This is a genomic window from Nonomuraea phyllanthi (genome assembly GCF_006334985.2).
In the GTDB taxonomy this organism is placed as follows: Bacteria; Actinomycetota; Actinomycetes; order Streptosporangiales; family Streptosporangiaceae; genus Nonomuraea; species Nonomuraea phyllanthi.
In genome coordinates this window covers 709,303-729,907 of sequence record NZ_VDLX02000002.1, presented here as the reverse complement: position 1 = coordinate 729,907, position 20,605 = coordinate 709,303, and the positions used below count along the sequence as shown (strand labels likewise).

At 71.9% G+C, this 20,605-nt stretch carries 21 protein-coding genes; 10 read left to right on the top strand and 11 right to left on the bottom strand.

Annotated features, from left to right (window positions below; genetic code table 11):
- Positions 1-24: 24 nt before the first annotated feature.
- The 4 genes from FH608_RS08920 to FH608_RS08905 are packed head-to-tail and all read right to left on the bottom strand — an operon-like array spanning position 25 to position 4,676.
- Positions 25-1,827, bottom strand: a complete 1,803-nt coding sequence (locus FH608_RS08920) for a glycoside hydrolase family 2 protein (protein WP_226899168.1) — start codon at positions 1,825-1,827, stop codon at positions 25-27.
- Between the two features lie 22 nt (positions 1,828-1,849).
- Positions 1,850-2,701 (bottom strand): carbohydrate ABC transporter permease, encoded by an 852-nt coding sequence (locus FH608_RS08915; RefSeq protein WP_139629960.1) that lies wholly within the window; start codon positions 2,699-2,701, stop codon positions 1,850-1,852.
- Positions 2,702-2,703: 2 nt separating this feature from the next.
- The gene (locus FH608_RS08910) at positions 2,704-3,639 is read right to left on the bottom strand and encodes a carbohydrate ABC transporter permease (RefSeq protein WP_139629863.1); all 936 of its coding nucleotides are present in this window, start codon (positions 3,637-3,639) and stop codon (positions 2,704-2,706) included.
- Complete coding sequence (locus FH608_RS08905; protein ID WP_226899166.1) at positions 3,636-4,676, bottom strand: LacI family DNA-binding transcriptional regulator; 1,041 nt, start codon at positions 4,674-4,676, stop codon at positions 3,636-3,638. Before FH608_RS08905 ends, FH608_RS08910 begins: the two co-directional genes overlap by 4 nt.
- Before the next feature lie 145 nt (positions 4,677-4,821).
- Between FH608_RS08905 and FH608_RS08900 the strand changes: the two genes are divergently transcribed.
- The 3 genes from FH608_RS08900 (at position 4,822) to FH608_RS08890 (ending at position 9,421) form a co-directional block, all read left to right on the top strand.
- Positions 4,822-6,282 (top strand): extracellular solute-binding protein, encoded by a 1,461-nt coding sequence (locus FH608_RS08900; protein WP_139629862.1) that lies wholly within the window; start codon positions 4,822-4,824, stop codon positions 6,280-6,282.
- 8 nt (positions 6,283-6,290) lie between these two features.
- On the top strand, positions 6,291-7,757 hold the full coding sequence (locus FH608_RS08895) for a sulfatase-like hydrolase/transferase (RefSeq protein ID WP_139629861.1): 1,467 nt from the start codon (positions 6,291-6,293) through the stop codon (positions 7,755-7,757).
- Positions 7,758-7,915: 158 nt separating this feature from the next.
- Complete coding sequence (locus tag FH608_RS08890) at positions 7,916-9,421, top strand: CehA/McbA family metallohydrolase domain-containing protein (protein WP_139629860.1); 1,506 nt, start codon at positions 7,916-7,918, stop codon at positions 9,419-9,421.
- 83 nt (positions 9,422-9,504) lie between these two features.
- On the opposite strand, the gene FH608_RS08885 is transcribed toward FH608_RS08890, so the two are convergent.
- Together FH608_RS08885 and FH608_RS08880 are read right to left on the bottom strand one after the other, a co-directional pair.
- Complete coding sequence (locus FH608_RS08885; protein WP_139629859.1) at positions 9,505-10,740, bottom strand: cytochrome P450; 1,236 nt, start codon at positions 10,738-10,740, stop codon at positions 9,505-9,507.
- 117 nt (positions 10,741-10,857) lie between these two features.
- On the bottom strand, positions 10,858-11,355 hold the full coding sequence (locus FH608_RS08880) for an FBP domain-containing protein (protein WP_139629858.1): 498 nt from the start codon (positions 11,353-11,355) through the stop codon (positions 10,858-10,860).
- Between the two features lie 69 nt (positions 11,356-11,424).
- Here FH608_RS08880 and FH608_RS08875 point away from each other — a divergent pair, with 69 nt between their 5' ends.
- Positions 11,425-12,006, top strand: a complete 582-nt coding sequence (locus tag FH608_RS08875; protein ID WP_139629857.1) for a TetR/AcrR family transcriptional regulator — start codon at positions 11,425-11,427, stop codon at positions 12,004-12,006.
- A gap of 30 nt (positions 12,007-12,036) precedes the next feature.
- Complete coding sequence (locus FH608_RS08870; RefSeq protein WP_139629856.1) at positions 12,037-12,645, top strand: TetR/AcrR family transcriptional regulator; 609 nt, start codon at positions 12,037-12,039, stop codon at positions 12,643-12,645.
- 19 nt (positions 12,646-12,664) lie between these two features.
- Here the strand turns inward: FH608_RS08870 and FH608_RS08865 are convergent, their stop codons facing one another.
- Both FH608_RS08865 and FH608_RS08860 read right to left on the bottom strand, forming a co-directional pair.
- On the bottom strand, positions 12,665-13,420 hold the full coding sequence (locus FH608_RS08865; protein ID WP_193318308.1) for an AfsR/SARP family transcriptional regulator: 756 nt from the start codon (positions 13,418-13,420) through the stop codon (positions 12,665-12,667).
- A 158-nt stretch (positions 13,421-13,578) separates the two neighbouring features.
- Positions 13,579-15,321 (bottom strand): ferritin-like domain-containing protein, encoded by a 1,743-nt coding sequence (locus FH608_RS08860; RefSeq protein WP_139629854.1) that lies wholly within the window; start codon positions 15,319-15,321, stop codon positions 13,579-13,581.
- Positions 15,322-15,503: 182 nt separating this feature from the next.
- Between FH608_RS08860 and FH608_RS08855 the strand changes: the two genes are divergently transcribed.
- The 3 genes from FH608_RS08855 (at position 15,504) to FH608_RS08845 (ending at position 16,456) form a co-directional block, all read left to right on the top strand.
- Complete coding sequence (locus tag FH608_RS08855) at positions 15,504-15,737, top strand: hypervirulence associated TUDOR domain-containing protein (protein ID WP_139629853.1); 234 nt, start codon at positions 15,504-15,506, stop codon at positions 15,735-15,737.
- A complete protein-coding gene (locus FH608_RS08850; RefSeq protein ID WP_139629852.1) occupies positions 15,734-16,063 on the top strand; it encodes a DUF3140 domain-containing protein in 330 nt (109 codons plus the stop codon). The genes FH608_RS08855 and FH608_RS08850 overlap by 4 nt, the downstream gene beginning before the upstream one ends.
- Positions 16,064-16,150: 87 nt before the next feature.
- Positions 16,151-16,456, top strand: a complete 306-nt coding sequence (locus FH608_RS08845; protein WP_226899165.1) for a hypothetical protein — start codon at positions 16,151-16,153, stop codon at positions 16,454-16,456.
- A gap of 33 nt (positions 16,457-16,489) precedes the next feature.
- On the opposite strand, the gene FH608_RS08840 is transcribed toward FH608_RS08845, so the two are convergent.
- From FH608_RS08840 to FH608_RS08830, 3 genes are all read right to left on the bottom strand, one after another.
- Entirely contained in the window at positions 16,490-17,494 is a 1,005-nt protein-coding gene (locus FH608_RS08840; protein WP_139629851.1) for a carboxymuconolactone decarboxylase family protein, read from the bottom strand.
- A 138-nt stretch (positions 17,495-17,632) separates the two neighbouring features.
- The gene (locus FH608_RS08835) at positions 17,633-18,037 is read right to left on the bottom strand and encodes a cupin domain-containing protein (protein ID WP_139629850.1); all 405 of its coding nucleotides are present in this window, start codon (positions 18,035-18,037) and stop codon (positions 17,633-17,635) included.
- Between the two features lie 41 nt (positions 18,038-18,078).
- A complete protein-coding gene (locus FH608_RS08830) occupies positions 18,079-18,828 on the bottom strand; it encodes an SDR family oxidoreductase (RefSeq protein ID WP_139629849.1) in 750 nt (249 codons plus the stop codon).
- 183 nt (positions 18,829-19,011) lie between these two features.
- On the opposite strand from FH608_RS08830, the gene FH608_RS08825 reads away from it, so the two are divergent.
- The gene (locus FH608_RS08825) at positions 19,012-19,923 is read left to right on the top strand and encodes an RNA polymerase sigma-70 factor (RefSeq protein ID WP_139629848.1); all 912 of its coding nucleotides are present in this window, start codon (positions 19,012-19,014) and stop codon (positions 19,921-19,923) included.
- Positions 19,924-19,989: 66 nt separating this feature from the next.
- Positions 19,990-20,604 carry a TetR/AcrR family transcriptional regulator gene (locus tag FH608_RS08820; RefSeq protein WP_139629847.1) on the top strand — a complete coding sequence of 205 codons (615 nt, stop codon included), beginning with the start codon at positions 19,990-19,992 and terminating at the stop codon, positions 20,602-20,604.
- The last annotated feature ends 1 nt before the right edge of the window (position 20,605 follow it).

Below are 20,605 nucleotides of genomic sequence, written 5' to 3'. Positions count from 1 at the left end.
TACACCGATCTGTGAGGGTGCCGGTTACTCGGCCTGCTCGATGGCGGCCGGGCGGAGCTGTGCGGCGCGGATCCGCGAGACGTCCAGCTTGGTCGTGCGGTCGAAGCGGTAGATGCCGTTCTGCTCCTGGAAGACGTCGGTGAGCTGCGTGTAGCAGTAACCGAACATCCGGGGGTCGTTCAGCAGGACCTCGGTCAGCCCGGCGAACCGCCGCTGGAGCTCCTCCTCGCTCGTCGGGCGCTCGCCGTAGCCCCAGGAGCGATCGCCGGGGCGCGCGTCCGGGTTCCACCAGATGCCGCCGAACTCGCTGCAGAAGTACGGCTGGCCCTGGTACGGCACCGACCACGCCGTGCCGTCGCGATCGGCGTTGACGTACGGCGCCCCCTCGGCCAGGCCGCCCATCAGCTTGCCGAACACCTCGGGGTCCTGCTCGTAGCAGTGCGAGTCGTAGACGTCGGCGCCCGGCACCCGGTGCGCGTAGCCGGAGGCGTCGACCACCGGCCGGGTGAGGTCGGCCGCCTTCGTGGCCAGGTACAGGCCGCGGGTGACGTCGTCGAGCACGGTGATGCGGTCGTGCAGCTGCTGCGGCGTCTCGTTGAGCGGGCACCAGCCGACGATGCTCGGGTGGGAGTAGTCGCGCTCGACCGCCTCCAGCCACTGGGTCACGAACGACGCGGTCGGCTGCTGGTTGTGCCCGGGAGGGCCGCCCACGTCGGCGCCCCAGTCGCCGAACTCGCCCCAGACCAGGAACCCCGCCCGGTCGGCGTGGTACAGGTACCGCTCCTCGAACACCTTCTGGTGCAGCCGGGCGCCGTTGAATCCCGCGTCCATGGCCAGCTCGATGTCGCGGCGGAGCGCCTCGTCCGACGGCGCGGTCATCAGGCCGTCGGGATAGTAGCCCTGGTCGAGGACGAGCCGCTGGAAGCGCACCTCACCGTTGAGCAGGACGGCGTGCCCGTCGATGGTGACCGAGCGGAGCCCGGCGTAGCTCGCGGCGGTGTCGACCAGGGCGCCGTCGCCGTCGAGCAGGTCGACGCGCAGGTCGTACAGGTGCGGGTCCTCGGGGGACCACAGCCGTACCCGGTCGTCCGGCAGCGGCAGCCACACCTCGGCGGCGAGGTCGAGGTCGGCGCGCGCCCGTGCCCGCGTGACGGTGCCGCTCCCGTCCGACACCGTCACCAGGACCTCGTGCCCGGGGCGGTTGGCCGAGACCGGGACGGTGACCCGGAAGGCGGACGCGGCGACGTTCGGCGTGATGCGCGGCCGGCCGAGGTGCGTGGCGGGCACGGGCTCGCACCACACCGTCTGCCAGATGCCGGTGGTGCGCCCGTAGAGCGCGCCGTGCCCCTGGTAGGTGGTGGCCTGCTTGCCGCGCGCCTGCGGCCCGCTGCGGGGATCCCTGGCACGCACGACCACGGTGTACGCGTGCGCCGGGTCGGCGTCGCCGGCCAGCTCGCACGAGAACGGGGTGAACCCGCCCCGGTGCCGGCCGGCCTCCACGCCGTCCACCCACACCGTGGCGTCGTGGTCCACCGCCTGGAAGTGCAGCACCACCCGCTGCCCCGCCCACTCCTCCGGCACCCGGACGGTACGGCGGTACCAGACGGCCTGGTGGAAGTCCGGGTCGCCGATGCCGGACAGCGCGGACTCGGGGCAGAACGGCACGACGATCTCGCCGGTCAGGTCCCGCTCCAGCAGGCCGCGCTCCAGCCCGGAGTCGCCGGGATCCCTCTCGAACTGCCAGGTCCCGTTCAGGCACTGCCACGCGGCGCGGACGAACTGCGGTCGCGGGTACTCCGGACGGGGAACCATGGGGGTCTCAGGCACAACGCTCACTTTCTCGACATTTCTAGGACTTGACGGCACCGGCGATGCCCTCGACGAAATAGCGCTGGAGGGCGATGAACAGCGCGACCACCGGCAGCAGCGAGATCGTCGCCGCGGCGGCCATGCCCGACCAGTCGGTGGTGTTCTCGCCGACGAACGCGAGCATGCCGACGCTGACGGTCCGCAGGTCGGGCCGGGAGAACGTGAAGACCAGCGGCAGGAAGAACGCGTTCCAGGTGGACAGGAAGGTGAGGACGGTCACCGTGGCCGTCACCGGCTTGGCCAGCGGCAGCATGATGCGGAAGAAGACGGTCGTGAACCCGGCGCCGTCGATCAGCGCGCTCTCGGTCAGCTCCTTGGGGATGCCGCGGAAGTATCCGACGTAGAGCAGGATCGCCGCCACGTGCGCGGCACCCGACATGGCGAGGATCATGCCGGTCAGCGAGTTGAGCATGCCGAGCCGCTGCGCGAGGTCGACCAGCGGGATGATGGTGTATCCGGCCGGGACGAACAGGGTGGCGACCAGGACGCCCATGACGATGCGGCGCCCGCGGAAGTCGTGGCGGGCGATGACATAGCCGGCCATGGCGCACCGGACGACCACGACCACCACCGTGGCGACGGTGACGATCACGGTGTTGAGCAGATATTTCCCGAACTGCGCCTCGCCCCACGCGCGCTCGTAGTTCTCCCACGCCGGGTCGGCCGGCAGCAGGTCGAGCCCCTTGGTGAACACCTCGGCCGACGTCTTCAGCGACGCGGCGACCATCCACAGGAACGGGTAGATCCAGATCAGGCAGCCGATGGCGAGCGCGGCGGCGGCCAGCCACCAGGGCAGCCGGCGCAGCGTGCCGCGCCAGGTCGTGCGGGTCATGCTCACGCCGCCCCCCTGGCCCGCCGGGTGGCCCGGATCGCGAGCAGTTGCAGCAGCCCGACCAGGCAGATGAACAGCCCGAACAGGACGGCCGCAGCGGACGCGTAGCCGAGCCGGGGGATCGTCGCGGCGAAGGCCCAGCGGTAGATGTAGACCTCGATCACCTCGGTCGAGTAGAACGGGCCGCCTCCGGTCATGGTCAGCACGAGGTCGAAGACCTGCAGGGACGCCTCGATCGACAGCAGGGTGATGATGACGAGGAAGGGCTTGAGCAGGGGCATGGTGATGTACCGAAGGGTGTTCAGGGCGCCGGCCCCGTCGAGGCGCGCCGCCTCGTACACCTCGCTGGGGACGGTCTGCAGCGCGGCCAGCCAGTAGACGAGGGTGATGCCGAACCACTTCCACACGTACACGCCGATCGCCGTGCCCAGCGCCGTGGAGGACTGCCCGAGGAAGTCGACACCGTCCGGCGCCAGGCCGAGCTCGCGCAGCGCGAGGTTGACCGGGCCGCTCGCCGGGTCGAAGACGAACTGCATGACCACGCCGACGATCGCCGTGGTGGTGACCACCGGCAGGAACAGGGCGGTGCGGAAGAGCTTGCGCAGCGGCATGCGGGGCGAGTTGAGGACGATCGCGAGCAGCAGCGTGGCGAGGACCTGGATCGGCACCGCGACGACCATGAACGTCAGCGTCAGCCGGAACGAGCTCCAGAACATCGGGTCGGCGAGGACCTCGCGGTAGTTGGCCACGCCGATGAAGGACGGGCTGGCGTCGAAGCCGTTCCAGTCGGTGAGCGAGTAGACGTAGCTGCCGACGATCGGATAGACGGTGAACGCGCCGTACAGCAGCACGGTTGGGGTCAGGAACAGCCAGACGAACAGGGTGTTGCGGGCGGCGCGCGGTCGCCGCGCCCCGGGGGGTGAGAGGGCGACCGTCATCCGCTCTCCCCGGGGACACCCGTGGTGCTCTCGTCGACCAGCAGCCGCCAGGGCGCCTCCAGGTGGGCCGGCGGCTCCTGGTCTCCCTCGACGCGCTCCAGCAGGCGGGTCACGGCGAGCTCGGCGATCCGCGCCTTGTCGGGCGCGACGGTGGTCAGCGGCGGGGTGGCGTAGCGGCCCTCGTCGATGCCGTCGAACCCGACGACGGCGACGTCCTGCGGCACCCGCAGCCCCCGGGCCAGCACGGCGCGCATCGCCCCGAGCGCGAGCAGGTCGTTGTAGCAGAACACGGCGTCCGGCGGCTCGGGCAGGTCGAGCAGGCGCTCCATCGCGAGCCGCCCGTCGTGGCGCTGGTAGCGCTGCACGGGCACGGCGAGCTCGGGCAGCACGGGCAGCCCCGCCTCGGTCAGCGCCTCCTCGTATCCGGCCGACCGGTGGGCCGCGGTCCGCCTCGCCGGCCGCTCCCCGCTCTTCTCCGGCTTCACGTGGGGCACGCCGATGGCGGCGATCCTGGTGCGGCCGAGCGAGATCAGGTGCGCCGTGGCGGCCCTGGCCGCGGCGGTGTCGTCGATGGCGACGTGGTCCACGCCGGCCACCCGCATCTCGCCCAGCATCACCGCCGGGCAGTTGCCCACCCAGCGGCGCAGCTCGTCCTCGGTCAGACCGAGCGGGCTGAAGATGAACCCGTCGAAGAGCGCCGACCGGTCGCGCCGCATCATGATCTGCCGCTCGCGTTCGGCCACGCCCTCGGTGCGGTCGATGAGCACCGTGTAACCGCGCTCCTCGGCCTGGTCGACCACGTGGCCGGCCAGCTCGGTGAAGTACGGCACGTCCAGCGGCAGCACGAGGGCCAGCAGGTTGGACCGCCCCCGGTTGAGGCTCCGGGCCGCGATGTTGGGCCGGTAGTCGAGCTCGTCGAGGGCCCGCTGCACCACGGCGCGGGTCTCCGGCGCCACGTAGGCGAAGTTGTTGACGACGTTGGAGACGGTCCGCACCGAGACTCCCGCGAGCCGCGCCACGTCACGTTGTGTCACCACAATGGTCCACCCTCCAGTCGGGAGTCGATGACACGAATTCGGAAAGCATTCTTGCCACGTGGCATGCCGCGTGGCAAGAATGAGTTTGCCACGCGGCAACACATTTGACGAGACGTTCACGGCCGCGAGGTAGGAGGCAGAACCGATGACCGCGATGACTCGGCGGGGATTCCTCGCCGCGGCGGGCACCCTGGCCGCCGCGGCGGCGACCAGCGCGTGCGGCGCAGGCGGCGGTGGTGGCGGAGGTGCCGGCGGCAACTCGCTGACCTGGTGGGACCACCAGAACCAGCTCCAGAAGGCGAAGGCGGAGATCTTCGCGAAGTTCGCCAAGAGCCCCGGCGGCGTCCCCGTCCAGTACACGTACTACAACCCCGCGAAGATGGGCCAGGCGCTGCAGCTGGCCAAGCAGAGCGACCAGTTGCCCGACATCCGCACCAACGCCGGGCTCAACCTGCCCGCCGCGGCGCTCGTGGCGTCCGGCTGGGCGCGGCCGCTGGAGCTCAGCGACGAGGCGCAGGCCCGGGTCGAGGACTCGCTCATCGAGGGCCTGCACGTCTTCGACGGCAAGACGTACGCGTTCCCGATCTTCAGCCACCAGGTCTACGTCGCCGTGCCGTGGTTCAACACGGAGCTGGTCGGCCGTGCCGGGCTGGACCCGGAGGCGCCGCCGAAGACCTACGACGAGTTCCGGGCCGCGGCCCGGAAGGCGCAGGACGCGGCGGGCGGCGACGCGTACGGCTGGGTGTGGAACATCGGCATGCCCAACCGGCTGGGCGAGCAGCTCCATGACATGGCGCAGGCGGCCGGGTTCGCCGGCGGCAACGGGGTGCGTTACGAGACCGGCGAGTTCGCCTTCCACGCCGACGAATACCTCGACGTGATCGAGTTCCTGGTCTCGCTGCGCCAGGACAAGGTGCTGGTGCCCGGGGCGAACTCGTGGCTGGACGACGTGGCGCGGGCCCGGTGGACCGCCGGGGTGGCGGCGTACTACTTCGACGGTCCGTGGTGTCCCGGCGTGGCACTGAAGGACACGCCCGAGTTCGGGGAGAAGCTCGGGGTGGGGCCGATCCTGGTGCCCGAGGCGGGCGCCACCGTGGCCACGTACCACCCGCCGCAGGCCGGCGACTACTGGCTGTCCCCGACGACCAAGCACGCCGCGGCGGCGAACGCCCTGCTGAGCGACCACTTCACCACCGAGGAGTACTCCCTCCAGGTTGCCGGAACCATGTCGCAGCCGCCGCGCGACATCTCCGTGGTCGAGCGGTCCGAGGCTCACCCGGCGTACAAGAAGCTGATCGGCTGGTTCCAGGAGAGCGTCTTCCTCGCCCCCGACCCGATCGCCGGCAACAAGGACATGAAGCAGGTGCTGATCGAGACCAAGCCGGTGCGCCCCACCCTCGGCGACATCGTGCAGGGCGCGCTCACCGGCGACGTCACCGACGTGCGGGCGGCGCTGACCAAGCTGTCCAGCGAGAGCGCCAAGCAGCGGGACCAGGCGATCGCGGCGGCCAAGAGCAAGGGCGCGCAGGTCAGCCTGGACGACTACGCCTTCCCCAACTGGAAACCGCGGAAGGACTACCTCAAGCCGATGTACGAGCAGCGCTAGGCGGATCGATGAGACGACCCAACATCGTGCTGGTCATGACCGATCAGCAGCGCGCCGGCTGGACGGCCGCGAGCGGCTTCCCCCTCGACACCATGCCGTTCCTCGACGGGCTGATGGGCGACGGCGTCCAGTTCGAGCGGGCGTACACGACGTCCCCGCTGTGCGTGCCCGCCCGCGTCAGCCTCGTCACCGGGCGCTACCCGTCCGCGCACCGGGTCCGGCAGAACAGCGCCGCGCGGCACGTGCTGCGCGGGGCCGATCTGGTGGACGTGCTGCGCGAAGCCGGCTACGCGCTGCACCTGGCGGGCAAGACGCACTTCCACCGCGAGCCCGCCGACTTCGACACGTTCGCCGCGCCGTACTGGCACGTGCGCGGCCCGGCCGGCGCGGCGACGCCCGAGCAGGCGGCCTTCGAGGAGTGGCTCGGCGAGCTGGACCATTCGGTCAGCCACGAGCCGACGCCGTTCCCGCTGGAGTGCCAGTTCCCGCACCGGATCGTCACCGACGCGATCGGCGCCGTCGACGGGACGCCCGCCGACCGGCCGTTCTTCACCTGGCTGTCGTTCCCGGAGCCGCACAACCCGTACCAGGTGCCCGAGCCGTACTTCAGCCTCTTCGGCGAGGACGAGGTGCCCGACCGGCTGGCGGGGCCCGAGGGCGCGGAGCGCAAGGGCGGCACGTACACCTGGCTGAGCCGGCTCATCGAGGAGAAGCGGCCCGGCCACGACGCGGAGTGGCGGCGCTACCGCGCCAACTACTGCGGGATGCTGCGGCTCATCGACGACCAGCTCCGCCGGTTCTTCGCGCACCTGCGCGAGCGCGGCCGCGACTCCGACACGCTGGTGTTCTTCGTCGCCGACCACGGCGACTACACCGGCGAGTACGGCCTGCAGCGCAAGGGCGCGGGCATGTCCGAGAGCCTGATGCGCATCCCGTTCGCCGTGGCGGGGCCGGGCGTGCGGCCGTCGGTCAACCGCACCGACTTCGTCTCGCTCGCCGACCTGCTCCCGACGGTCTGCGACGCGATCGGCGCCGAGATCCCCGCCGGAGTCCAGGGCCGCAGCCTGTGGCCCATGCTCACCGGGGAGCCGTACCCGGCCGAGGAGTTCGCCACCGGATACGCCGAGCGCGGCTTCGGCGGCCTCTCCTACGGCGTGGACGAGCGGCCCCCGCTGCACTTCCCGTACGAGGGCCGCACGTTCGACGAGCTCAACACCGTCACCCAGTCGGGCACGACGGTGATGCTCAGGCGCGAGCGGTGGAAGCTGCTCCTGGACGAGCGGGGCACCGGCGAGCTCTACGACCTGGACGCCGACCCGGTGGAGCTGGACAACCGCTACGACGATCCCGCGCTCGCCGAGGTCCGCGCCGCCCTCACCACCGATCTCGCCCTGTGGATGATCCGCGTCCGCGACGACCTGCCGGAGGCCGTCTACACCCTCAAACGCGCACCGCACAACTGGCGGCTGCCCTAGCCGGCGGGGCGCGCCTGGCCGGCCGGCGCGAGGTCGGCCCCTGAGGGCCGCCGGTTCTCCATTGTTCGCCGTGGGGTGGACGAGCGGTCAGCGAACCGTCACGCGGGACCGATGAACTCATGCGGATATTGGCGCCCTTTGGAGAGGAACAAGCCTCGATGTCCGCTTCTGAGAACCCCGATTCCGTCACGCGGCGGCGGCTCCTGGCCGTCACCGGCGGGCTGGTCGGCGCGGTCGCCGTGGGTGGCCTGACCGGCCCCGCCTGGGCCGACGACCGGCGGCCCGGCGGCGGGCGGCGGCGGTGGCTGCCCGGCGACCACCACGTGCACAGCGAGTTCAGCGTCGGGTACGACGACTCCACCAGCCCGCCCACGCCCATCATCGGCGGGGACGCGATCTACCCGCTGTCGGTGAACGCCACGCACGCGCAGCAGCACGGGCTCGCGTGGATCGTCTCGACCGACCACGGCGGCCCCCTGCACTCCAAGCTGGACGCCGAGCAGCGCTACCCCAGCCTGCTGGAGGCCCGCCGGTCCGTGCCGAGGGTGCTGCAGTTCTACGGCATGGAGCTGGACACGCCCGCCGCCGACCACTCCAGCCTGATCATCCCGAAGGTGAGCACCGAGCGGGACATCCTGTTCCAGCTGGAGAGCAAGTTCTCCAAGCGCGATCCGTTCCCCTCCGACCCGGCCTTCGACACCGAGCAGAAGATGCTGGAGGCCCTGCGGGTGATGCGGCAGCTCCCGCACAAGCCGCTGCTGTTCGCCAACCACCCCGCCCGCTCGGCCACCGGGCTGGGCGTCTACGGCCAGGACACGCCGGCGGAGTTCCGGAACTGGAACGACACCGCGCCGGACATCGCCCACGGCTTCGAGGGCGCGCCCGGCCACCAGGCCGGCGCGCTGAACAAGGACGGCGGCATCGACCCGAACGGCGACCGCGGCGGCTACGGCAACCACCCCACGATGGGCGGGTTCGACCAGATGACCGCCCGGCTCGGGGGCCTGTGGGACTCGCTGCTCGGCGAGGGCCGCCGCTGGTGGATCACCTCCACGTCCGACTCCCACGTCCACTACACCGAGGGCGGCAGCGACTTCTGGCCGGGCGAGTACTCCAAGACGTACGTGTACGCCGGCTGGGACTACGCCGACATCCTGGACGGGCTGCGCAGCGGCCGGATCTTCGTCGTCATCGGCGACCTGATCGACCGGCTCGACCTGACGGTCTCCCGTACCGGCAAGGCGCACGGCCAGGCCCAGGGCAACACCGCGACCGTCGGCGAGACGCTGACGCTGCGCGGCCACGACCGTGACGCCGAGGTGGAGGTCCGCTTCCACGTGCCGTCCACGCCCAACGCCAAGGGCGAGCGGCCGCAGGTGAGCCGGGTCGACATCATCACCGGCCGGGTCACCGGGCCGGTCAAGGACCGCTCCGCCGACACCAACCCGACCACCAAGGTCGTGGCCCGCTACGGTCCCGGCCAGTGGCGGCGCGACGGCGACGACATCGTCGTACAGCACACGCTGCGCGACATCGACGGCCCCATGTACGTGCGGGTCCGTGGCACCAGCACCGACGAGATGGAGCCCGAGCCCGACCCGAAGGGTTCCGACCCGTGGGCCGACCTGTGGTTCTACTCCAACCCGGTGTTCATCGAGCGCTGACGGGCGGGATCACCCGCCGGGCGCCTCACCGCCCGGCGGGGCCCGTGGCCGGAGGAGGGCGAGGGCTGGAAGGAGGGCGAGGGCTAGAGGAGGGCGAGGCGCCGCACTCCGGTCATGGTCGGGGCGGGCATGAGGACCACGGGGTCGTCCGGGTCGGTGCGCAGGGTGTCGAAGCGGTCGAGCAGGATGTCGAGCGCGACCCGGCCCTCCAGCCTGGCCAGCGGCGCGCCCAGGCAGAAGTGGATGCCGCGGCCGAAGCCGAGATGCGGGTTGGGGTCGCGGCGGGGATCGAAGACCTCAGGGTCGCGGAACTGGCGGGGATCCCGGTTGGCCGCCCCGAGCCAGATCATGAGCAGCTGGTCGGCCGGAATGGTGACGCCGCCCAGCTCGACCTCGCGGGTGGTGGCGCGGCCGAGAGCGGCGAACGGGGTGAGGAAGCGCAGGGACTCCTCGATGACGGCCGGGACGGTGGAGCGGTCGGCGCGTACCCTGGCCTGCTCCTCCGGGAAGGCGTCCAGGCAGAGCACCGTGTTGCCGAGCAGCATCGTCGTCGTGATGTGCCCGGCGAGCAGCAGGACGATCGCGAAGTTGACCACCTGGTCGTCGGGCAGCTTCTCGCCGTCCACCTCGGCCTCGACCAGCCTGGTCAGCAGGTCGGCGCGGGGCTGCCGGCGCCGCTCGGCCGCGTGGGCCGCGAGGTAGCTCGTCATCTCCCTCCACGGCTTCAGCGTGGCCTCCATGGCCGCGTCCCGCTCCGCGTCCAGGCCCTCGGCGGGCTCGGCGAGCGAGACCTTGCTGTCACGCTCGAACAGCCCGTCGGCCCACTTCTTGAACAGGGCGCGGTCGCTGCTGGGCACGCCCAGCAGCTCGGCGATGACGATGACGGGCAGCGGGTAGGCGAGGTCGGTCACCAGCTCGAACCGGCCGCGCTCGCGCGCCGCGTCGAGCAGCTGGTGGGTGAGGGAGGCGATCCGCGGCTCGAGGTCCGCGACGATCTTGCGGGTGAAGGCGCTGCTGACCAGCTTGCGCAGCTTGCCGTGCTCGGGCGGGTCGATCTGGGTGATGAACCCCTTCAGCGAGAAGTCCTCGCCGTCCGGCAGCAGGTGCTCGGGGATCACCCGCATGGTGTCGGAGGAGAACGTCGCCGGGTCGCCGAAGATCTCGTGGACCTCCGGGTAGCCGTAGACGTTCCACATCCCGGCCTCGAACTCGACCTGCGGGCCGGTGCGCGGCCCGTGCAGCCAGAAGTGCTGCTTGGAAAGGTGGTAGCGCTCGGCGATGCCGGTACGTGCGGACTCGTCGCGTCGATCGGTGGACATGGGCGCCTCCCCTGGAGCGAGCCTGTCATGACATTGCCGACCAGACTTCCCGGCGCACCACCATTGACGTTAACAGCGCCGGATCGCCTCCGCCAGAGGGCATCCACGACGGGGAGGTCAGGCCATCACCTTGCCGACGAACGCGCGCAGGTGGTCACGGGTGCGGGCGATCCTCTCGTCCAGGGTCAGGGTCTCGTCGAGGTCTCCCGCGGCCGACTTCTTCCTGCCGCGGACGTAGAGCGAGCAGGCCAGGTCGGCGCAGACGTACTGGCCGACGGTGTTGCCCAGGCGCCCGGCCTCGCCGGTGCGGCGCGCGCTCATCAAGGCCACGCCGCCGTTGGTGCGGGTGGTCAGGCAGAGCGAGCACATGCTGCGCGCGGTGAAGCCCCGCGCGGCGCCGGGGGCGGCCCTGAGCGCGATGCCGACGAGGCCGCCGTCGTCGCGCTCGGCGACGAGGTAGCCGCGATCGGGCGCGCCGGGGTCTCGCCAGCCGAGGAAGTCGAGGTCATCCCAGGGCTGCTGGTCGAGGTCGTGGGGGACGCCCAGGCGCTTGGCCTCTCCCTTGGAGCAGTTGACGAACGAGCCGCGGATGTCACGTTCCGTTATGGGTCTCATGTTCCGCAGGCTAACTGTACCTAATATAATTAGGCAAATTCTTATTTCCATTAGGAAACGGGAGGTCACATGGCACGAGCGGGCGTCACGAGCGAACGCGTCACCCGGGCGGCGGCGGAGCTGGCCGACGAGATCGGCTTCGACCGGGTGACCGGCTCGGCGGTCGCGCGCCGGCTCGGCGTCAAGGAGCCCAGCCTGTACGCCCACATCGCCAACGCCCGGGAGCTGAAGGTGCGGGTGGCGCTGCTCGCTCTGGAGGAGATGGCCGATCAGGCCGCCGCCGCGCTGGCGGGGCGCGCGGGCAAGGACGCGCTGGTGGCGCTGGCCAACGTCTACCGCGACTACGCCAGGCGGCATCCCGGCAGATACGCGGCCTCCCGGTTCGAGCTCGACCCGGAGACCGCCGCCAGGAGCGCGGGGCCCCGGCACACCGAGATGACGCGGGCACTCCTGCGCGGCTACGACCTGCCGGAGCCCGACCAGACGGACGCCGTACGCCTGCTCGGCGGCGCCTTCCACGGATACGTGAGCCTGGAGCTGTCGGGCAGCTTCCGCCACACCGAGCGCTCGACCGACGCCTCCTGGGCCTGGGCCCTCGACACCCTCGACCACGCGCTCCGCACCCATCCGGCGAGACGGGCAGGCGGCTGACGGCGCCACGGGGCCGTCTATGCTCTGTCCATGCAGGTCGAGGAGGCCCGGGGCGCGGCCAGGCCGATGCGGGCGGACGCCAAGCGCAACCTCGCGCAGATCCTGACCGCCGCCAGGGACGTCATCACCGAGCGCGGCCCCGACGCGCCCCTCGACGAGATCGCCCGGCGCGCGGGCGTCGGTTCCGGCACGCTGTACCGCCGCTTCCCCGACCGGGATTCGCTGCTGCGCGCGGTCGCCCTCGACGCGCTGACCGCGACCCTCGCCGCGGCCCGCGCCGCGGGCGAGCAGGAGCGCGACCCGTTCGACGCGCTGGCCCGCTACCTGCGCGAGGCTCTCGACCTGCGGGTCTCCGCCATCCTGCCGTCCCTCCTCGGCGTGGTGGACCTGGCGAACGACCCCGAGCTCTCCCCTCCCCGGAGCGAGGCCGCGGACGCCATCAAGCGGCTGATCGCCGCCGCCCACGACGCCGGATCCCTTCCGAAGGACGTCGCCTTCATCGACATCGTGACGTTCCTCGTACGGGTCTCCCGCCCCCTGCCGGGACCGCAGCCCCCGGAGTGGAAGCACGAGCTCGCCCGCAGGCACCTGGAGCTGTTCATCCGCGGCCTCCGCGCCGACGCCCCGTCCGGGAGCTAGCTCCAGGGGAGAACCCGTCCTACCTCATGCTGCCGACCTCGCCCTTGAGGATGGCCTGGTGCTGGCGGCGCAGCTCGTCGGCCGGCTCGACGCCCAGCTCGGCGCTGAGGACGGCGCGCAGCCGGCGGTAGGCGGCCAGCGCCTCGGCGCGGCGGCCACGGGCGGCGAGCGCCCGCAGCAGCATCCCCCACGACGCCTCGCGCAACGGATGGGCCTCCACCAGCCGCTCCAGCTCGGGAATCGCGCGGTTGTGGTGGCCGAGCCGCAGCTCCGCCTCCACGTACAGCTCGCGGGCGGTCACGTGCAGGTCGTCCAGGCGGCGGCGCTCGTCGCAGACCAGCTCGACGTCGATTTCCGGCGCCACCGGGCCGCGCCACACCGCCAGCGCGCCCCGCAGCATCGCGGCCGCGAGCCTCGCGTCGCCCTCGGTCAGGGCGTCCACCCCCTTGGCGACGGCCGACTCGAACGCCCTGACGTCCACCGCCCGGTCCGGGACGGCCAGCGTGTAGCCGTTCCCCACGGTGACCAGGTCCACGCCGTCGGCGGCGAGCGGGGACAGGGCGCGGCGCAGGCGGTACACGTACGTCCGCAGGCTCTCCTTCGCCGTCACCGGCGGCTCGTCCTGCCACAGCTCGGACACCAGCCGGTCGATGGTGATCACCTCGTCCTGGCACAGCACGAGGACGGCCAGGATCGCCTGCTGCCTGGCGGCCCTGACCTTGATCGCGCGACCGCCGGCATCCGTCACCGCCAGGCGTCCCAACAATTTGATCATGGACTCCCACCTCCGACCGGCATCCTTGTCGAAGGCGGTATGTTTCCGGTATGGACGGCGGGGAGCAGGGGTCCAGGCGGTCGCCACGCGCTCGCAGCCATGCTCGGCCATCCCCATAGCGCGCGGATCGCGTGCCGCTGGAGCGCGCCGCGGGCCGCCTACTCGCGGAAGCCGATCTTCCGGTGGGTCCCGTCGCACAGCGGCTTGTTGCCGGAGTGCCCGCAGCGGCACAGGGTCATCCTGTTGCGGGTCTCCAGCGGCCGGCCGTCCGCGCGGTGGACCGGCACGCCGCCGGTGACCCACAGCGCGCTGGCCAGCTTGCCCTCCTCCTCCAGCACCGAGATGGCCCGCGGGAGGTCCGGCTCGATCGTGTCGCCGCCGCGCTCCAGCGCGTAGCTGTAGGACCCGGAGGGGCAGTGGTCGATCCGGCCCATGATCTCGGCGCGCACGTCGCTGTCCGCGGTGTCGGCCAGCATCTCGGCGATCGGCCTGGTACGTCCTATGCAGAAGGCCGCATGGACGCAGAGCTCCCCCACCCGCTGGGCCGAGATCCCCACGCCGTCGTGCACGTGCTGCAGCTCCTCGTACGGCCGGACCCCCGCGGTCTCCGTGCCGTCGAACCCGATCCGGGCGTGGGTCCCGTCGCAGAACGGCTTGGAGCCCGAGTGGCCGCAGCGGCACAGCGCGTAGGTGTCCTCGGTCTCCAGGGGCTCGCCGGTCTGCCAGGTCAGCGCGTTGTCCTCGGCGGAGACGATCTTGCGCTTGCGCCTGAGCGGGACGCGGCCGTACACGACGTACGGGCCGTCGCGGAGCACGACGATCCGCTGCTGATCGCCGACGCTCCACCGGCGCGACTCGGACGGCACGTACTCGAAGGTCGGCCCGGCCGTGGCTCCGTCCTCGTCGGGCATCCGCATGAGGGTCTGGGCCTGGGCCTTGAGCGCGTACATGGTGCCGGTGGCGACCCCGAGCAGCTTCGGGCTGCCGTTGAAGGCCCGTTCGAGCAGGTGCAGGACGGCGCAGTAGGTGTGGTTGAACTCCTCCTGCGCCGCGCGGATGGGGCTGTCCGGAGCGTGGTCGGACAGGCGCGGGTTGGGGCGCATCGGGCGCACGGCGTCCAGGTTCACCAGGAGTTCCTCGCCGGTGGGACCGGACTGCGGGCTGTCGCCGCGCCGGTAGCGCCGGCCGGCCTTGAGCTCCTGGAAGCGGTAGTAGTGCGCGACCTCCTCCCGGTCGGGGTGGAAGATGTCCTGGTCGCCGTCCCAGACCTCGCCCCTGGCCGTGCCCTCGCCCTGCTCGACGATCTCCTCCAGCACCGCCAGCGCGGAGTCCAGCCCGTCGACCGCGATGAGCCGCCCGCCGGTCTGCCGGAAGTGGACCTCGGTCACCTGGCGGGCGGGGTCGCCGGTGAAGACCTCCCGCTCCCCAAGCTGCTCGCACAGGTGGCGCAGGCCCCGCTCGATCGCGTCGTAGAACTGGCCGATCGTCTCGTACTCGTCCGCCTCCGGCGGCGCGCCGGGCGGGGCCGGCCGTTCCAGGTTCAGGAACATCTCCAGCGCCTCCGGGCCGAACGGCAGCAGCGACAGCTCCAGCTCGCCGTGCGGCAGTCGCCGGGGATGCGGAGGCAACATCCCCGGCGAGTCCAGGACCGGCCGGCCGCCGACGGCGTTGAGCAGGTTCGCTGCCAGCGCCAGGTGCAGCATCTCCTCGGCGAAGACGCTGCCCACCACCTCGACCGCTTCCGGGTTCCGCTCCGGGTCGAGCGAGTACAGCGCGCTCAGGTACGGCGGCAGGGTCGCGTGCTCCAGCTCGATCGCCCACTGCAGGTGCTCGCGGAGGCTCTCGAGTGTCGCGATCGGCGCCCGCGTCGCGGTCGTCCCTTGCTGCTCTTGCTGGTTCATGCTGTCTCACTTCGGCTCGGGAGAGGCGTCGGAGGGCCCCGGGGGTCGCCCGGGGCCCTCCTGCCAACCGGTCGCAAGCTAGGACAGGGCAGCCCCCCGAACTGTGACAGCCCGAAAAAGGAACTGGGAAAGGTTTTGCCACGAGGCCCGCGTGTCCGCGGCGGCGCGGGTAGCGGGGCCGTATGAGCGGCAGACGCAAGAAGGAGCCGTCCGTGGGCGACGAGGTCTCCTGGAAGAGCCACGGGTCGACGGCCCACGGCAAGGTGGAGAAGAAGGTCACCGGCAGGACGAAGGAGGCCGGCCGCACGGTCGCGGCCTCTCCCGACGATCCGCAGTACGTCGTCCGCAGCGAGAAGAGCGGGAAGAAGGCCGTGCACAAGCCGTCGGCACTGCGCAAGGGCAAGGACACGAAGTGACCGGTGGCGAGCGGGACGTGGCGGCCGAGTTCGGCGAGGCGGTGAACATGACCGCCAAGGAGCTGGAGCACTGGCTCACGACGGAGGAGTCGAGGTCCGTCGGCCAGAAGGACGGCGGTGGCGAGTCGACCGGCCACGCCTCCGGCCGCAGGATCGTCGAACTGCTCAGGAAGCGCAAGTCGTCCTGGACGGAGCAGGACTACGAGCACATGAGCAAGGTCGTCGGCTACGTGCACCGCCATCTGGCACAGCGGCCCTCAGGAGACGTGCGGGACAGCCGGTGGCGCTACTCGCTGATGAACTGGGGCCACGACCCGCTCAAATGACGCACCCGGGCAGGAGCGCACCGCCCAACCGAACGGGGCCGCACCTCCGGCGGGCCTGTACGGCGGCGTCCCGGGTAGCGGCGGGAGATGCACACACTCGTCAAAGGGCTGATCGCGGGCGCGGCCGGCACGAGCGCGCTCAACATCGCCACGTATCTCGACATGGCCATCCGGGCGCGCGCGGCCAGCAGCACCCCGCAGCAGGCCGTGGAGAAGCTGACCGACCTGACGGACGTGGACCTCGGGGACGACGAGCAGGCCGACCACCGCAAGCAGGCGCTGGCCGCGCTCGGCACCACCGACCCGCGGCAGTGGTCGGCCAGGCGTGGATCTCGGACGCCGTCCCGCACCTGGCGTACGGGATCACCGCGTACGCGGCGTTCGCGCTGCTGAGAACCTGACCGGCCGGATCCACGCGCCGCCGGCCTAGGCGGCGAGCGTGGCGGCGACGGCGGACTCGATGTGGGTGACGGCGGTCATGGCGCCGTACGCCAGCAGGAACACCGTGCAGTGGTCCCCGAGGCGGCGGTCGGTGGCGCGCCAGGCGGCGACCTGCTCGTCGGTCACCGCCTCCGGAGCCAGCCCCGCGAGGATCGCCACCCTGGCCCCCGCCTGCTCCTGCTCCCCCAGCGCCGACAGCGGCCCGTCCAGCCAGTCGCCGGCCGGCCTGCGGCGGCCCCGGTGCTCGGCGATCGTCGCGGTCACGGCCTGCGCGGCGGCGGGCGTGAGGAGGCCGGAGCCCTGCGCCGCGGTGGCGGCGAGGGTGGCGTACGCGGTGCCGATCGGCAGGCCGGTCGCCCACGCCGGCTCCTTCCCGGCGGGCAGCCCGTCGAGGAGCGGCAGGGTGGCGCCCGGGCGGAGGTCCCGGCCGAGCTCGCGCAGCACCGGCGCGCCCTCGAACGGCGGCTCGTCGCCGGCCGCCATGCTGCCCGGGGTGAGCCCGGCGGGCAGCATCGCCGCCGCCACCCGGTCGACGAAGTGCGTGAACAGCGCCGTACCGACATATTCGGCGGCGTCCTCGCGGGAGAACGGCGGCGGCACCGGGTCGCCTCCCGTCGCGACCGCCCAGCGGAGCAGGGCCGCCAGCGCGGGATCGGCGGGCTGGTCGCCGCGCTCGACGGCGTCGGCGACCTCCGGCCGGCCGAGCAGCCGCAGGACGGACAGGAACGCCTGGACGTCGTACGCCAGGTCGTTGGCCTGGGCCGCTCCCAGCGCCACCACGGCCTTCTCCAGCGCGGGGACGCCGCCGGCCAGCTGGGCCTCGCGCATCAGCGACCAGCCCGCCGCCATCAGCTCGTCGGACGGAGACATCATCATCACGGCCGGGCCGATGCTGCTGAACTCGGCGTTGACCTGCGCGTAGACCTCGGCCACCACGCCGCGGGCGCGGTCGGGCGGGACGGGAGTGATGTGGCGTACCAGTGACGGCATGGATCGTGGCCCCTTCGACGGCTGCTGGGCCTCGATCCTCGCCGCCGGGTGCCGCCGGCGTCGTCGTACGGCGGAAGGCAGTACGCGTTACTCCCGCCGCCGTAGCCGCCCGCGCGGCTACGGCACGGGAAGTACCGCTCAGACGGCGCGTGCGGCGCGGCGGTCCCGGCGCTGGGCGAGCTCCTCCTCGTCCACCACGGTCAGCATGGGCGTGCCCGGCACGCACAGCATGGTGACGGTGAAGCGCAGCGGAACGTCGTCGCGGTTGTTGCCGTCCTGGTAGTGGATGACGTCGCCGCCCGGCTCCCAGAACGCCTCGCCGGCGCGTACGACCCGCTCCGGCTCGCCCTCGATCTCCAGCAGCATCTCGCCCTCCACCACGTAGCCGAAGGCGGGACCGGAGTGGCGGTGCGGCGGCGCGCCGGGGTCGCCGGGCGGGTACTCGACGACCACGGTCATCACGTGCGCGCCCTCCGGGATGAACGGCGGCTCCACCTCTTGCAGCGTGGTGAGCGCCGTCTGCCACGCGGTCGATCTCGACATGTGCATCACCTTCGTCGATTTGCTTGCCTGAGCCGGGCGGGCTACCCGGCGGAGGCGGCGAGCCAGTCGCGGTAGCGGATCCGACCGAGCCTGGCGCCCTCGCCGGGCACCAGCGTGCGCTCCCCCGGCACGGTGCCGAAGTAGCGCGCCCGCGGGTCGGTGACCACCTCGCGCGGGTCGCCCCACGCGGCCAGGGCCTGGCGGAAGAACTCGTCCATCCCGAACTGCTCCGGGCCGGCCACCTCCACCCGGCCGTTCAGCGGCGCCGCCACGGCGGCCCGGCTGACGGCCTCGGCGACGTCGTCGGCCGCGATGGGCTGGAAGCGCACCGGCGGCACGTGCACCGCGCCGTCGATCGTCGCCTGGTCGGCCATGCCGGGGGCGAACTCGAAGAACTGCGTCGCGTGCACGATCGAGAACGGGATCGGCGACTTCTCGATCAGCTGCTCCTGGGCGATCTTCGCCGCGAAGTAGCCGTTCTCCGGCATCCGCTGGGTGCCCACGATCGACAGCGCCACGTGGTGGTCGACGCCCGCCTCCGCCTCCGCCGTGAGCAGGTTGCCGGTGGAGGTCTCGAAGAACCTCATCACCGCCTCCCGCTCGAACGACGGCGAGTTCGACACGTCGACCACCACCGACGTGCCGGTCAGCGCCTCGGCCAGACCCTCCCCGGTGAGCGTGTCGACCCCGGTCCTGGGCGACGCCGCCACCGCCTCATGACCCTGGTCCGACAGCCTCGCCACCACCTTCGACCCGATCAAGCCGGTCCCGCCGATGACCACGATCTTCATGACAAGTCCCCTGCCCCTTCTTGTCTCTTCTTGCGCACATCGGATGGCAAAGGTGTGACCTGCGGGTACATGCCGGGATTGTGACCTGTCGCTGGTCTGCTCCGGCCGCTCAAGGGGTAGACGGGCGGTCCCGGGACGGGGACCAGTGAGCGGGACGTTTAGGGTGAACGCGACGGGGGGCGAATGACGGTGTCAGACACGGAACGGAGCGCATCGGACGACCTCGAACGGGCCACGGAGGTCTTCACCAGCGTGCGGCCCCGCCTGTTCGGGATCGCGTACCGGATGCTGGGCAGCGTCGGCGAGGCCGAGGACCTGGTGCAGGAGGTGTGGCTGCGCTGGCAGAAGTATGACCGCGACACGGTGGAGAACCCGGCCGCGTTCCTGGCGACGAGCATCACCCGGCTGGCCATCAACGCCGCCCGGTCCGCCCGCGCCCGCCGCGAGACCTACATCGGCCCCTGGCTGCCCGAACCCGTGGACACCACGGCGGATCCGCACCTCGGCGCGGAACGGGGCGAAGCCCTGGAGTTCGCCGTGCTGCTCCTGCTGGAACGGCTCTCGCCAACTGAGCGCGCGGCGTACGTGCTGCGGGAGGCGTTCGAGTACCCCTACCGGCAGATCGCCGAGATCATCCAGCTCAACGAGCCGGCCGTGCGCCAGCTGGTCAGCAGGGCCCGCAAGCACGTCCGCACCGGGCGGCGCACCCCCGTGACCCGGGACGAGCAGCGCAGGCTGCTGAGCACCTTCGTCACCGCCGCCCGCGCCGGCGACCTGACCGCGCTCGAAGAGCTCCTCGCCGCGGACGTGATCAGCTACTCCGACGGCGGCGGCAGGGTCCGCGCCTCCCGCTTCCCCGTCGTGGGGGCCCCGCGGGTGGCCAAGTTCGTCAAGGCGTTCGCCCCCCACTTCTGGGCGGAGGTCGACGTGGCGTGGACGGAGGTCAACGGGCAGCCGGCGGTGCTGCTCACCCGCGACGGGGAACCGTACACGCTGCTGGCGATCAGCACCTCGGAAGAGGGCATCCACGAGGTGCTGTGGGTCATGAACCCCGACAAGCTCACCGCAGCGGCGGCCGCCGTCGCGGCCGACTGACGGCGGCGGGCCCCGCTATACTCACCCCGGTCAATCCGATGCGGTCATACCGGGAAGGCAGGTGTGGTGGCGGAGCAGCGTACCCGCGGGCCCGGGGCGCACCACGCTGAGCGGCGCGCCCAGATCGCCGACGCGGTGCTCGCCGTCGTGGCCGAGCGCGGCCTTGCAGCCGTGTCGCTGACCGAGGTGGCGGCCCAGGCCGACATCTCACCCGGCCGCGTCCAGCACTACTTCCCGGCCAAGCGGCAGCTCATCGAGGCCGCCTTCGAGCGCGGCAACGCGCTCAGCAGCGCCCGCATCAGGCAGCGGGTCGGCGCCGACCTCGACCGCGCCGACCCGCGCGTCGTGCTCACCACCGTCCTCACCGAGCTGATCCCGTACGACGCCACCACCGAGGCGCACATGAGGGTCCGCCAGTCCTTCCACGCCTTCGCCTTCTCCGACGAGGCCATCGCGGCCCGCATGCGCGTGCTGTACGACGACTTCCACCGCCAGATGGCCGACCTCATCCGCAGGGACCAGGAGGCCGGGCGCGTCCCCGGCGGGGCGGACCCGCACGGGAGCGCCCTCGCCCTGGTGGCGCTGGCCGAAGGGCTCGCCGCGTACGTGCTCATCGGCGTCACCCCGGGTGCCGTCGCCCGCGAGCGCCTCCTGGCGGCCGTCGCCGACCTCTACCGCTGAC